At 71.0% G+C, this 11893-nt stretch carries 10 protein-coding genes; 4 read left to right on the forward strand and 6 right to left on the reverse strand.

Annotation, left to right across the window (positions count from 1 at the left end):
- The first annotated feature begins 58 nt into the window (after positions 1 to 58).
- Positions 59 to 1228, forward strand: coding sequence for an RsbRD N-terminal domain-containing protein (locus tag ACZ6TB_RS43415; protein ID WP_465565955.1), 1170 nt, complete (start codon positions 59 to 61; stop codon positions 1226 to 1228).
- Between the two features lie 29 nt (positions 1229 to 1257).
- On the opposite strand, the gene ACZ6TB_RS43420 is transcribed toward ACZ6TB_RS43415, so the two are convergent.
- Both ACZ6TB_RS43420 and ACZ6TB_RS43425 read right to left on the reverse strand, forming a co-directional pair.
- Entirely contained in the window at positions 1258 to 2028 is a 771-nt protein-coding gene (locus ACZ6TB_RS43420; RefSeq protein ID WP_465565958.1) for a maleylpyruvate isomerase family mycothiol-dependent enzyme, read from the reverse strand.
- Positions 2029 to 2050: 22 nt separating this feature from the next.
- Positions 2051 to 3037 (reverse strand): GNAT family N-acetyltransferase, encoded by a 987-nt coding sequence (locus ACZ6TB_RS43425; RefSeq protein WP_465565960.1) that lies wholly within the window; start codon positions 3035 to 3037, stop codon positions 2051 to 2053.
- Positions 3038 to 3332: 295 nt separating this feature from the next.
- Between ACZ6TB_RS43425 and ACZ6TB_RS43430 the strand changes: the two genes are divergently transcribed.
- Both ACZ6TB_RS43430 and ACZ6TB_RS43435 read left to right on the forward strand, forming a co-directional pair.
- Positions 3333 to 5168, forward strand: a complete 1836-nt coding sequence (locus ACZ6TB_RS43430; RefSeq protein ID WP_465565963.1) for an arabinofuranosidase catalytic domain-containing protein — start codon at positions 3333 to 3335, stop codon at positions 5166 to 5168.
- A 483-nt stretch (positions 5169 to 5651) separates the two neighbouring features.
- Positions 5652 to 6686 (forward strand): hypothetical protein, encoded by a 1035-nt coding sequence (locus tag ACZ6TB_RS43435; RefSeq protein WP_465565966.1) that lies wholly within the window; start codon positions 5652 to 5654, stop codon positions 6684 to 6686.
- Positions 6687 to 6691: 5 nt separating this feature from the next.
- On the opposite strand, the gene ACZ6TB_RS43440 is transcribed toward ACZ6TB_RS43435, so the two are convergent.
- Together ACZ6TB_RS43440 and ACZ6TB_RS43445 are read right to left on the reverse strand one after the other, a co-directional pair.
- Positions 6692 to 7426 carry a hypothetical protein gene (locus tag ACZ6TB_RS43440; RefSeq protein ID WP_465565969.1) on the reverse strand — a complete coding sequence of 245 codons (735 nt, stop codon included), beginning with the start codon at positions 7424 to 7426 and terminating at the stop codon, positions 6692 to 6694.
- Positions 7427 to 7611: 185 nt separating this feature from the next.
- Positions 7612 to 9906, reverse strand: coding sequence for a putative bifunctional diguanylate cyclase/phosphodiesterase (locus ACZ6TB_RS43445; protein ID WP_465565971.1), 2295 nt, complete (start codon positions 9904 to 9906; stop codon positions 7612 to 7614).
- 92 nt (positions 9907 to 9998) lie between these two features.
- On the opposite strand from ACZ6TB_RS43445, the gene ACZ6TB_RS43450 reads away from it, so the two are divergent.
- Positions 9999 to 10418: a nitroreductase family deazaflavin-dependent oxidoreductase gene (locus ACZ6TB_RS43450; RefSeq protein ID WP_465565975.1), complete on the forward strand. Its 420-nt coding sequence runs from the start codon at positions 9999 to 10001 to the stop codon at positions 10416 to 10418.
- Here the strand turns inward: ACZ6TB_RS43450 and ACZ6TB_RS43455 are convergent.
- Together ACZ6TB_RS43455 and ACZ6TB_RS43460 are read right to left on the reverse strand one after the other, a co-directional pair.
- A complete protein-coding gene (locus tag ACZ6TB_RS43455) occupies positions 10415 to 11065 on the reverse strand; it encodes an SDR family oxidoreductase (protein WP_465565978.1) in 651 nt (216 codons plus the stop codon). The genes ACZ6TB_RS43450 and ACZ6TB_RS43455 overlap by 4 nt on opposite strands.
- 22 nt (positions 11066 to 11087) lie before the next feature.
- Positions 11088 to 11720 (reverse strand): sigma factor-like helix-turn-helix DNA-binding protein, encoded by a 633-nt coding sequence (locus ACZ6TB_RS43460; protein ID WP_465565981.1) that lies wholly within the window; start codon positions 11718 to 11720, stop codon positions 11088 to 11090.
- Between the last annotated feature and the right edge of the window lie 173 nt (positions 11721 to 11893).

Here is an 11893-nt window from a genome sequence, read left to right on the forward strand (position 1 = left end):
GAGGGCCGCACCCAATGCCTGAGCCGCTCCTTGTGTCCCGCCGACAACCGGACCCACCGTGCTGACCGGCACCGTGGCGGCGCTCGTGCGCGACATGTCCCAGGACGCGCAGCTGGTCGACGACGTCGTCGCCTCGGCCCGGGCCCAGTTCCCCGAAGTGGCCCGCCTGCCCTGGGCGGAGAGCCGCCGCCACGTGGCCGCGCTGCTGGCCGCCGGGTTCGCCGCGTTCGAGCGGGCCGCCGCCGAGGACGACTTCGGCTCCGATCTCGACTTCAGCGAGGCCCACCGGTTCGGCGCCGAGCGGGCCGCGCTGGGCGTGCCGGTGGCCGGTCTGATGGCCGGCGTCCACGGCGGACGAAGCCGGCTCCTGGAGATCGCCATCAACCGCGGGCGAGAATCCGGCATCCCGTACGACGAGCTGCTCCAGGCATTGTTGAAGCTCGACCGCTACGGCACCGAGCTCGAACGTCACGTGATCGACGGCTACCGCCAGGCCGAGCGCCAGCTGAACCGCGACGACCGCACCGCCCGCATCCGCGTCCTGCGCCGCCTGCTGCTCGACGACGACGGCGCCCCCGCGGCCCCCGAGGAGGATCCGGCCCGCTTCGGCCTGCACGCCGGCGGCACGTACCACTGCGTGGTCACCGACGTGGCCGACCCGGTGCGGGTCCGCGCCCTCGAGGAGGCCTTCTCCCGCTGCGGCGGCGTCCTGGCCCCCGTCGGCGGCCGGCTGAGCGGCCTGACCCCGCGGGTGCCCACCGGCCGCACCCTCGACCCGGCCGTCCTGGTCGTCACCACCCCGCCGGTGCCGCTCGACCAGGCCCGTTCCGCGTACCGCCTGGGCCGCACCGCGCTGCACGCCGCCCGGGCCCGCGAGTCCACCGGCATCTGCGACGTGGTCGAGCTGGCGGGCGAGACCGCGCTGGCCGCCCAGCCGATGCTGGCGTCGTTCCTGAGCGACAACCTGCTGGCCGCCCTCTCCCCCGGCGAAGACTTCCACCGTGAGCTGGTCGCCACCGCCGTCGCCTACCTGGACCACGGCCAGCGGTTGGACCTGACCGCGGGTGCCCTGCATCTGCATCCCAATACGGTCCGTTACCGCTTGCGGCGGCTGCAGGATCTGACCGGCTTCGGCACGCCGGCCGAGGGACTCCCGGTGCTGGAGACAGTTCGGTGGTGGTGGGCGCTTCGCGCTTGGTCGCGGAGGACGGCCGCTCCCGCTTCGTGACCGGTGCCGTGGTCGGGCACCGTCGCGCTTTACCGCTCCGGATCCCAGTCCACGAGCTGGTCGAAGAGCTGCCGATCGCCGTCGAGCTTCAGGGAGTCCAGCGGCATGCGTCCGTAGAACGCGAGGACCAGCTCATGGGCCGGCCCTTCGGCAGAGGCGTCGGCGGGGGTTTCACCGGGCCTGGACAGGCGGGCGACCCGCGCCCCCTCTCCCGAGAGCCAATTACGCCACGAGCGGCCCTCGGTGACGTGGTAATCGACAACCGCGGGCCGATGCGGCCAGGCGACGGTCGTGGTGCAGATGGTGAGCAGGAACTCCTCGACCCCATCGACGGCCACCTCGTCCGGCAGCCGCTGCGGCGCGCCCACGGTGAGCTGGGCGTCGTAGGTGTGCACCGCGATCTCGTGGAGCTGGCGCCGGGCGACGGCGGCGCCGGTCTGCGGGGACTGCGACCTGCCCCACCACGTCCAGCAACCGCGGTCCGGGCCGGCTTCGCGCAACGCGTCCAGCAGCTGCTGGGTCGACGCGGCCAGCCAGGCCAGGAGGGCCTCGCGCTCGCGGGGCGCGGCGGTGTCGCCCTGCGGTGTGGCCTTGGCCGTGGCATCGGGGCCGGCCGCGACGGTGGCGGCCCAGGCCCGGCGGCCCTCGCCGATGTGCCGCGCCAGGTCGTACAAGGTCCACTCGGGGCAGGTCGGCACCTGCACATCGAGGGTGGACGCCGAGGCGATCGCCGCGCGGAAGGCCGTCGAACGGTCGTCGATCAGCCGCAGCAGGTCGGGGAACTCCAAAGTATCTTGCACGCTGGGTGTCTATCACACCTGTTCAGGTCAGAAGTCCCACGGCTTCCACGACGGTGAGGCAGATCCAGCCGATCGCCGCCGATGCCGGAATGCCGACCAGGATGAAATTGCTCGGCGAGCGCGCGAGGATCGCGTTTCGCCGGGCCGAGGTGCCGCGCCGGCCGAAGAGGACGATCGAGCCGCCGCGCATCTCCACGATGCGTTCGAGATGCTTGATCGCCTCCTTGCGGTACTGAAGATAGAAGACACCCGTGCTGAGCGTGGTGGAGAAGGCGAGCGCCGACACCGTGCCGAGGATTCCGGTGAACAGCAGCACCACGCCGCGCGAGCCGTCCTTGATGCCGAGCGAGATGCCGCACAGGGCGACCAGGCCCACGGTCACGTAGAAGAAGTTGTTCAGCTTCTGCCAGTTGAGCCGGTCCTCGTGCTTGTAGAGGTCGATCGCCAGCTGGAACTGCTGCTCCAGCATCCGCGAGCTGCGCGGCGGCCGGATCCAGACGGTCCGCGGCAGCCCGTCGGGCGGGGTCATCGACACCGCCGGCCGGAAGCCGAGCTTGCGGTGAAGGCTCGTCGACGGGCGATTCTCCGGATTGGTCACCACCGCCGCGGCGATCGAGCCGGTGGTGTTCCGCTCGATCACCCGCGTGTAGAGGGCGGTGGCGATTCCCTGGCTCGTGTGGTCCGGGCCGACGCAGACCTGGCGGATCACCGTGAAGTCGTCGAGGAAGTCGGTGAGGTGCACGTTGAGCCACTCGTCGCCGTGGATGCGGTCCTTGCTGTAGGCGACCACGAACCCGGCGAGTTTGTCCCCCGCATGGGCGACGTAGAAGTACTCGGCCCGTTCCAGCAGTTCCTGATAATCGCCGAAACCGAACTCGGAGACGAGGAATCCTTTCGCCACGGCCTCGTCCCGGGGCGTCGCGCCGAGGGCCCGTCTCTTCGCCAGTTTCACGACCCCGGGCAGGTCTTTTGCCATGGCCGGCCGGATTGTCACGGCATCGTGCGTCATCGGCGCCCCTCCCCATTACTTACCGTTTCTCGACGTTACCGTCGGTAGTCAAAGGTGAATCTGGTTCGAAAGGGCAGGCCGGACGGGGTGTCCGTGCATCCGAACTCGAAAGTTGCGGTGATGACTATCTAAATAGCCAGGTCCCGATGTTTCGAACACAACCGCACATCCGTGAACGGTTATTGACGTGTTCGCGCACGAGGCGTAACTTCCCGCTCAGGTGTCGACATCCGTGAATGTCTGCGACGCCGGCCCCTCGCAGACGTCAGCACCGTCCACTCCCCAGGAGCGCAGCATGCGCAGACATCGTCCGTCCCTCATCCCCCGCCTCGGCGCGGTGCTGGCCCTCGTGGCCGGTCTCCTCGCCGGCCTTCCCGGCGCCGCCCAGGCGGCCGGCACCGGTCCCTGCGACATCTACGCGTCCAACGGCACCGCCTGCGTGGCCGCGCACAGCACCACCCGGGCGCTGTTCGGCGCCTACGGCGGACGCCTCTACCAGGTGACCCGCGCGTCCGACGGCGCCACCCACGACGTCGGCACGCTGGCCGCCGGCGGCTACGCGAACGCGGCCGACCAGGACGCCTTCTGCAACGGCACCACCTGCCGGATCACCAAGATCTGGGACCAGACCAGCCGGCACAACGACCTCTCGGTCGCGCCCAACGGCGGCGCCGGCAGCGGCGACCGCGGCGCGGGTGCGAGCGTGATCGCGGTGACCGCCGGCGGGCACAAGGTCTACGGCATCTGGGGCACCCCGGGCGTCGGCTACCGGTACAACGGCGTCGCGTCCGGCGTGGCGGTCAACGGTCAGCCCGAGGGCGTCTACATGGTCGCCAGCGGCACGCACGTCAACTCGGACTGCTGCTTCGACTACGGCAACGCGGAGTCCACCCCGTACGACACCGGCAACGGCCACATGGACGCGGTCAGCATCGCCACCACGTGCTACTTCGCGCCGTGCCAGGGCTCCGGTCCGTGGATCGAGGCCGACCTCGAGAACGGCATGTTCCAGGGCGGCAACGGCTCCAACCCCAACCCGGGCAACAACTCGGCCTTCGTCACCGCCGTCCTCAAGAACAACGGGCAGACGACGTACGCGCTGAAGGGTGGCAACTCGCAGTCCGGCGGCCTGACCACGTGGTACAACGGGTCGCTCCCGACCGACAAGCAGGGTTACAAGCCCATGCACCAGGAGGGCGGCATCATCCTGGCGATCGGTGGCGACAACAGCAACCGCAACCGGGGCACCTGGTTCGAGGGCGCGATGACCTACGGCTACCCGACCGACGCCGCCGAGAACGCGGTGCAGGCCAACGTCGTCGCGGCCGGCTACTCCGGTCAGACGAACGTGCCGAACGGCCCGCAGGGCACCATCACCGGGCCCGGCGGCAAGTGCATGGACGTGGCGGCCGACGACACCGGCGTCAACGGCACCGGGGTCCAGCTGTGGGACTGTCAGGCCTGGGCCGAGGACCAGCACTGGACCCACTTCGCCGACAACACGGTGCGTACGCTGAACCGCTGTCTCGACATCGTCGGGAACGGCACCGCCGGTGGCGCCCAGCTCGAGCTGTGGGACTGCAACGGCGTCGGCGGTCAGAAGTGGGTCCAGCAGGCCGACGGCTCGCTGCGCAACCCGCAGTCCGGGCGCTGCGTCGACTCGCCCAACGGCAGCACCGCCAACGGCGTACGGCTGCAGATCTGGGACTGCAACGGCGCGGCCGCGCAGAAGTTCGCGGTCAACGGCGGCGGCGCCACCGTCGGACCCGGCGGCAAGTGCGTCGACGTCGCGGCCGACGACTCGGGCGGCAACGGCACCGCCGTCCAGCTGTGGGACTGCCAGTCGTACGCGGTGGACCAGCACTGGTTCCACAACAGCAACGGATCACTCCGTACGCTGGGCCGCTGCCTCGACATCAACGGCAACGGGACCGCCAACGGCACCCAGGTCGAGCTGTGGGACTGCAACGGCGTCGGCGGCCAGGTCTGGCAGCAGCAGGCCGACGGCTCGTTGCGCAACCCGCAGTCCGGCCGCTGCCTCGACTCGCCGAGCGGCAGCACCGCCAACGGCGCCCGGCTGCAGATCTACGACTGCAACGGCAGCGCGGCCCAGAAGTTCGCGCTGAGCTGACAAGCAAAGGAGTCAGGCCGCCGCCCGCACGGTGGCGGCCTGACCGCACCGGCCGATCTCCGCGCGAACTCGGTCCGGCTTTCCGCCCGGGCATCTCCGGGAAGACCCCGCCGGCTTCCAACAGATGGGCGGGCTCCAGCCAGTCCCGGGGCAAACTGAGGATCGCGGCGCCCTTCGAGGCCGGGGTGGGTGCGAGCGGGGGTTTGATCGACCGGAAGTGGACCCGCGCTGCTCGATCGTCCGGAGGCACACATTCGTGGTGCAGCCACGTTCGCACCGACGCCCGGCCCTCGAACCGCTCGTAGCCGCGCGAGAACCTCCCGCAGCAGCGGCCCGGTCGCCTCCGCGAACTCCGTCATGCCGGCACCTGCCGCCCGTATGGATCCGCGCCCGCGCCAAAACTCACCGGCCGCCGGCGTCCGGTGAGCGGACGCGGCAGTACGGTCCAGGTGAGCACGTCTCGCCGACGGCGATCGGACCGCCATGACGCTGAAGAAGACGCTCTTGCTGGCCGCCGGAATCGTGGGGGCCGGGCTCGCCGTCCGCGCGGCACTGCCCCGGCGACCGGGCAGCCCGCCATCGAGCGTCGAACTCGAACCTCCGGCCGCGCCGGAGCCGCCCGCTCGTACCGACTCGCCGTGGCGAGCCGTCAAGGCCGGCATGGAGACTGTCGCACCTTTTGCGGCGCCGGGAACGCTGGTCGTCTCCTTGGCGGTCTACATCGGGTGGGTGCGGACTCACAACCTCTATCTGACCCTCGGCGTGGATGCGGACGACCTGGGCCTGTCCACCTCCGATTATGTTCTCCGCAGCCCGGACGCCCTGTGGCAGACCATTGCGTTATTGACCTTGATCGCCCTGCTGGCGTTGGGGAGTCATTACATCCTGCTGCGATGTTTCGCCCGGGCCCCGTCAGAGGAGGCCGAGGAACGCCGCAAGCGCGTAACGATCCGCGTGATCGCGGTATTCGCTCTTCTCCTGCTCGTCGCGGGGCCGGTGGTGCTGGCGGTTCCGCTCTGGAGAGAGTCCCCGATAAGGCCGTTGGGCACGCTGGGGCTCGCGCTCGGGCTGAGCCTGCTTGCCTATTCGCTTTTGTCCGGTCTGTCCTTTGCTCGCCGTCGACGCAAGCGCCGAGGCAAGGTCCCCGCACGCTGGCCGCGAATGATTTCGTGGGTTCTGCTCGTCCTGGCCGCGCTCTGCATGTTCTGGAGTGCTGCCCTGTACGCGGAGGAACTGGGAGCGGGGGCCGCACAGATTCTGGTGGACCAGCGGTTCGCCACGAAGCCGGACGTGATCGTCTACAGCACCAGCCGGATAAACGTCGACCCACACGATGTCGCGGAGGAGGACCTGGGCCCGGCGTACGCGCCGTACCGCTACCGGTACTCGGGCCTCAAGCTTCTGGTGCATGCCAACAAACGAGTGCTGTTGATACCGTTCGACTGGTCGAAATCCAATGCTTTCGCGATCGTGCTGCCGGAAGACAGTACGAGATTGGTCTTCGCGCCCTACCCCTGAACAGCTCAGCCCGTCGGCGTCTCCGATGGCGACGTGGACGTCGCCGGGCTCACCGGCGTCCGTGAAGGCGAAGGCTCGGAACGACTCGACGATCGGGAAGCCGACGGTTCCGGGGAGGGGCGGCCGGTCGGCGCGCCCTCCGGGAAAGCGGACGCCTTCGGAGCGAAGCCGAGGACCTCATAGCGGGCATGTGTATCCCCGCCATCCACGGTCAAAGTCCCGACGTAATGACCGGGCCCGGGCGGCACGAAGTTGATGTAGAAATCGCATTCCACGTTTTTGCAGAAAAAGGAATTCGACGGTGTGGGCAGGATAGTTCGACCGTCTGCCAGAACGAAGCCCCGGCCAGCGAGGCGAATCTCGACACGCATCGGGGCTCGATCGTGGCGCTGCAGATCGAACGCCCGGATGTCGAATGCGCATTCCGTGCACTCGATGTAACCCTGACGAGGAAAGGTCATGAGTGGCTTGAAACGCCAGGCCACCGTTCCCCTGACGACCGTGGCCGGATCTTCGTGGCCGCCGCCGCCTTGCTCGGAGGGGAGGGTCGAGAGCTTCAAGCCACCGCCCGGTGGTTTGAAGGGCACGCGCGACGGGGTGGTCGGACGGGGGCCGGAAGTGCTCTCGGACCCCGGCGGCGAGGCGGCGGGCGTGCCGGACGGGCCGCTCCGGCCACAGCCGAAGGCGGCCAGCAACGACAGCAGCACGACACCCCATGCCGCCGCCGACTTCGTGACCATTTCTCACCGCCAGCGTCAACTCATCCTCCAGGTTGTGCCCTGGCCGCCGCGCAGCACGACCCGCACGTCCTCGATTTGTCAGATCAGTTCCAGCAGAGGCAGATCGGCTTGCCGGCCGGGTCGGCATACACCTGCCGGTTGTCCCCGCTCGTGCCCAGCGATGCCGCGCTGAGCTGACGCCGGGTTCAGGCCGCCGCCCGCGCGGTGGCGGCCTGACCGTAGGCGGCGATCTCCCCGGCCGGCATCGGCCGGGCGTAGTGGTAGCCCTGCGCGTACCGGTAACCGAGCCGGTAGAGCTCCTCGGCCTGCTCGGCCGTCTCCACGCCCTCGGCCACCGCGCGCAGGCCCATGCCCTCGCAGATGCCGATCAGCGCGGCCACGACGACGCTCTCCTCGCCCGAGGACGTGACGTCGTCGACGAACGACTTGTCGACCTTCAGGACGTCGGCCGGGCAGGTGCGCAGCAGGCCCAGCGACGAGTGCCCGGTGCCGAAGTCGTCCAGCGCGATCTTGACGCCGAGCGCGGCGATCGCTCGCAGCTCGTCGAGCGCCGTCCCGCCGTCGAAGACCGCCGTCTCGGTGACCTCCACCGTGAGAACCTGCGCCGGCAGGCCGGTACGGGCGAGGACCGCGGCCACCTCGCGGGCGAAACCGGCCTCGCGCAGCTGGCGCGCCGACACGTTCACGCTGACCGTGCGTGGCGCGGCGTCGCCGAGCTCGCACCGCCACGCCACCGCCTGCCGGCACGCCTCCTCGAGGATCCACGCGCCCAGCGGCACGATCAGGCCGGTGCGCTCGGCGGCCGGGATGAACGCGTTGGGGCCGATCGGGCCGCGCTCCGGGTGCGTCCAGCGCACCAGCGCCTCGACCCCGAACAGGCCGCCGTCCGGCATCGCCACGATCGGCTGGTAGAGCAGGTGCAGCCCGCCGGTCTCGAGCGCGATGCCGAGGTCGGCCGCGAGCCGGGACTGCTCGGCGCTGCGCTGGTCCATCGCCGCCGCGTACTCGACCTGGCGGCCCTTGCCCTGGCCCTTCGCCTCGTACATGGCGACGTCGGCGCGGCGCAGCAGCTCGTCGGCGGTGTCGCCGGCGCGGGCCCGGGCCAGGCCGATGCTGGCCTCGACGACCAGCTCGTGGCCGCCGGCGTGCACCGGCAGGCGCAGGTCGGCGGCGATCGCGGCCATGGTGGCGGCGCAGTCGTCGCGCAGCAGCAGGGCGTACTCGTCGCCGCCGAGCCGGGCCACCACGCCGCCGGCCGGCAGCCGGTCGGCGATCTTGGTGGCCACCCCGGCGAGCAGGGCGTCGCCGACGGCGTGGCCGAGGTCGTCGTTGATCGACTTGAAGTCGTCGAGGTCGATCAGGGCGACCCCGACCGTGGACGGGTCCTCGGCCAGCGCCGCGGCGATCTCCCGGGTCAGCACCGTGCGGTTGGGCAGCCCGGTGAGCGCGTCGTGGGTCGCCCGGTAGGCGAGCTCCCGCTGCCGGGCGTCGAGGTCGTCGAGCAGCAGGGCGTTGTCCCGCATCGCCACCAGCTGGCGGGACGCCACCAGCACGGTCACGACCACCGAGCCGAGCGCGATGGCCAGGATGTCGGCGGAGCGGGAGGCGGCGCCGTGCAGCAGCAGCCCGGCGGTCGCGACCACCGCCGCGTACGGCATGACGCTCAGCCGTCGCGGCACCGGCCGGGGGAGAGGCCGCCCGGCGCGGGTGGCGCGCATCTGCCGATCGGCGGCCAGGCTGAGCAGGAAGCAGGTCGTCGGCAGCAGGACGTGCGCGTTGTTCAGGTACGGCCGGGAGGCCAGCAGCGGGGCGAGCGCGCCGCCCCCGGCCCCGACCGCGCCGGTCAGCGTCAGCACGTGCAGGGCGCGCCGGTCGATCGGGCCGGTGCCGGTGAAGGCGACCTTGACGAACGCGAAGACGCAGATGAAGCCGGCCGCGAGCACGACCAGCACGGCCGCCGAGCCGGCGGCACTGTTGCCGACCCAGGTGTGCCAGCGGGAGTACGCCAGGTGCCAGCTGAAGGTGAGGACGGTGACGATGACGGTCGCGATGTCGAGGCCGAAGCGAGTCCACTCGATCCGGGTCCGCTTGGCGCCGGGGATGCGCAGGAGTCCCAGCAGCATCGTGAGCAGCCCGGCCACGTACACGGACGCGGTCATGCCGCTGATGTGCTGGCCCTGCTGCTCGCCGCTGAAGTAGTCGCGGGCGTTGCCGGCCGCGCCCAGGCCGACCAGCACGATGCCGACCGCCATGTAGCGCCAGAACGCCCGCCCGTCGCGGCCCGCCCGCCAGGAGGTCACGCCGGCGAGCGGCACCGAGACGAGGAGCGGGAGCCAGCCGATGGCCGGCGGCGTGCGGTGGATCAGCCCGACGGTGAACCAGATCGCCGCGAGGACGACCAGGCCGGCGGCGACGCCGAGGGCGCGGGTGGGACGCCATCGCGGAACCACCACGACGTCGTACGCATCCTTCTCGTCCACGGCGGTTTCATCGGCCGGTCGGTGCGGTCGTCTGAGTGTTCGGTCGGACATTCCGCCGGGCGGCCGCCGGATTTCCGGCCTAGGGTCGGAATATGACTTCTGCGATCGAGCTGCACGGCCCCCCGCACGTCGCGCGCTACCTCGAGACGAACGGCGAGGACGGCTTCTCCTGGCGCAACGGGACCACCATCCTGATCCTGTTCACCACCGGCAACAAGTCCGGCGAGCAGCGATCGCACGCCCTGATCTTCCGCGAGTACGAGGGGAAGTACCTGGTCGTGGCGTCCAAGGGGGGCGCCGACGCGCCGCCGGCCTGGTTCGTGAACCTCACCGCCGAACCGCGCGTGCAGGTGCAGATCAAGGGTGACCGCTTCGACGCCACCGCCCGGGTCGCGACGCCCGAGGAGAAGCCGGCGATGTGGGCCACGATGGTCGAGGCCTGGCCCGACTACGACCAGTACCAGAAGAAGACGTCCCGCGAGATTCCGGTCGTCGTCCTCGAACGCGTCTAACCCAGCGGCCGCAGCCCGCCCGCGTCGAGGATGTAGGCGGGTTGCAGCTCGCCCTCGGCCAGGCTCATCACCGCGGCGCCCACGGATTCCGGCGTGGGCGCCACGGCCGGGCGATTCCCGTACGCCTTGATCGCCGTCTCGCCGATCGTGGTGCCCGGCGTGACCACCGGGAGCACGGTGGTCATCGCGATGCCGAGGTCGCGTGCCTCGCCCGCGGCATAACCGGTGATCAGCCGTACGGTGGCCTTCGCGCCCGCGTAACCGCCGCTGAGCGGGGATCCGCGCAGCTCGGCGCCGCTGCCGAAGACGACGACGCGCGAGCCCGGCGCGAGCGGCAGGCGCAGCGCGGCCCGCAGCCAGGTGAACGCGATCCGCACGTCGGCGTGCCAGTTCACCGAGAACGACTCCCAGGTGTGGCCGGTCAGCGGGCGCATCTCGGGAACCGCGCCGGCCGATACGACCAGTAACCCGGGGCGGTGGGTGGCCAGGACCTTGTCGGCGAAGGTCTCGTCGGTGGCGTCGCCCCGCTCGTCGGCGTCGGTGCGGGCCACGGTGGTGACGGTCGCGCCGGCGTTGCGGGCGGCCTCGGCCACGCCACGGCCCAGGCCCCGGCCGCCGCCGACGACCACGACGGATGTGTCGGTCATGTTCTTCCTCCAGCGTTCGATGTCAGCTGGGTAGATCCGGGTGGGGCGGCAGAGTCACCGGCTCCCACAGGTCGGGCCGGAGAAAGATGTGGATGTGGCGGATGCCGAGGCGGCCGGCGTCGAGGACCTGGATCGCGTGCGGCTCGCCGCCGGCGTACATGGCGAACGTCGGCTGGCCGTTGGCCGGGGGTGAGACCGGGCGCACGACGAACTGGCCGGGGCGCGTGAGCACGTGCGTCGCGAGGAAGCCGAGCACGGCGTCCCGCCCGGCGAACCAGGTCGCGTGCGGCGGCATCTCGAGGGTGACGTCCTCGCGGAGGACCTCGGCCAGCGCGCCTACGTCGGCGTTGACGAGGGCTTCGACGTACCGGCGCAATCTGCTCTTGATCTCGGGGTTGCCGGGCTCGCCGATCTCGTCCGGGTCGGGCGCCTCCCGGGCGATGCGCTCGCGGGCCCGCAGCAGCGCGCTGTTGACCGCGACCGTGGTGGTGCCCAGCACCTCGGCCACCCGGTCGGCCGGCAGCTCGGCGACGTCCCGCAGGAGCAGGGCCGCCCGCTGCCGGGCCGGCAGATGCTGAAGCGCCGCGACGAACGCGAGCCGCACCTGATCGCGCGTGCCCACCTCGTCGGCCGGATCGGCGGGCAGCGGCCCCACCCAGAGCGTCTCGGCCGGCGCCGGCCGGGCCCGCGATTGCCAGTCCGCCTCAGGCCCCTGGAGCGGGGGGGGGGGGGGAAACCGACGGCCGGTCGCGGGCGTCCCCCGAACGACGGTGTTGGGGGGATGTGGCAAACCGGTTCTCCCCGCGCACACTCCATCACACCCCCCCC

The sequence above is a fragment of the Actinoplanes sp. NPDC051537 genome, from assembly GCF_055586105.1.

Excerpts from the sequence above, each read along its gene's own strand:
- ACZ6TB_RS43455 (WP_465565978.1), bottom strand. The coding sequence starts at position 11,065 with ATGACCGACACATCCGTCGTGGTCGTCGGCGGCGGCCGGGGCCTGGGC.
- ACZ6TB_RS43430 (WP_465565963.1), top strand. The coding sequence starts at position 3,333 with ATGCGCAGACATCGTCCGTCCCTCATCCCCCGCCTCGGCGCGGTGCTG.
- ACZ6TB_RS43450 (WP_465565975.1), top strand. The coding sequence starts at position 9,999 with ATGACTTCTGCGATCGAGCTGCACGGCCCCCCGCACGTCGCGCGCTAC.
- ACZ6TB_RS43435 (WP_465565966.1), top strand. The coding sequence starts at position 5,652 with ATGACGCTGAAGAAGACGCTCTTGCTGGCCGCCGGAATCGTGGGGGCC.
- ACZ6TB_RS43440 (WP_465565969.1), bottom strand. The coding sequence starts at position 7,426 with ATGGTCACGAAGTCGGCGGCGGCATGGGGTGTCGTGCTGCTGTCGTTG.
- ACZ6TB_RS43425 (WP_465565960.1), bottom strand. The coding sequence starts at position 3,037 with ATGACGCACGATGCCGTGACAATCCGGCCGGCCATGGCAAAAGACCTG.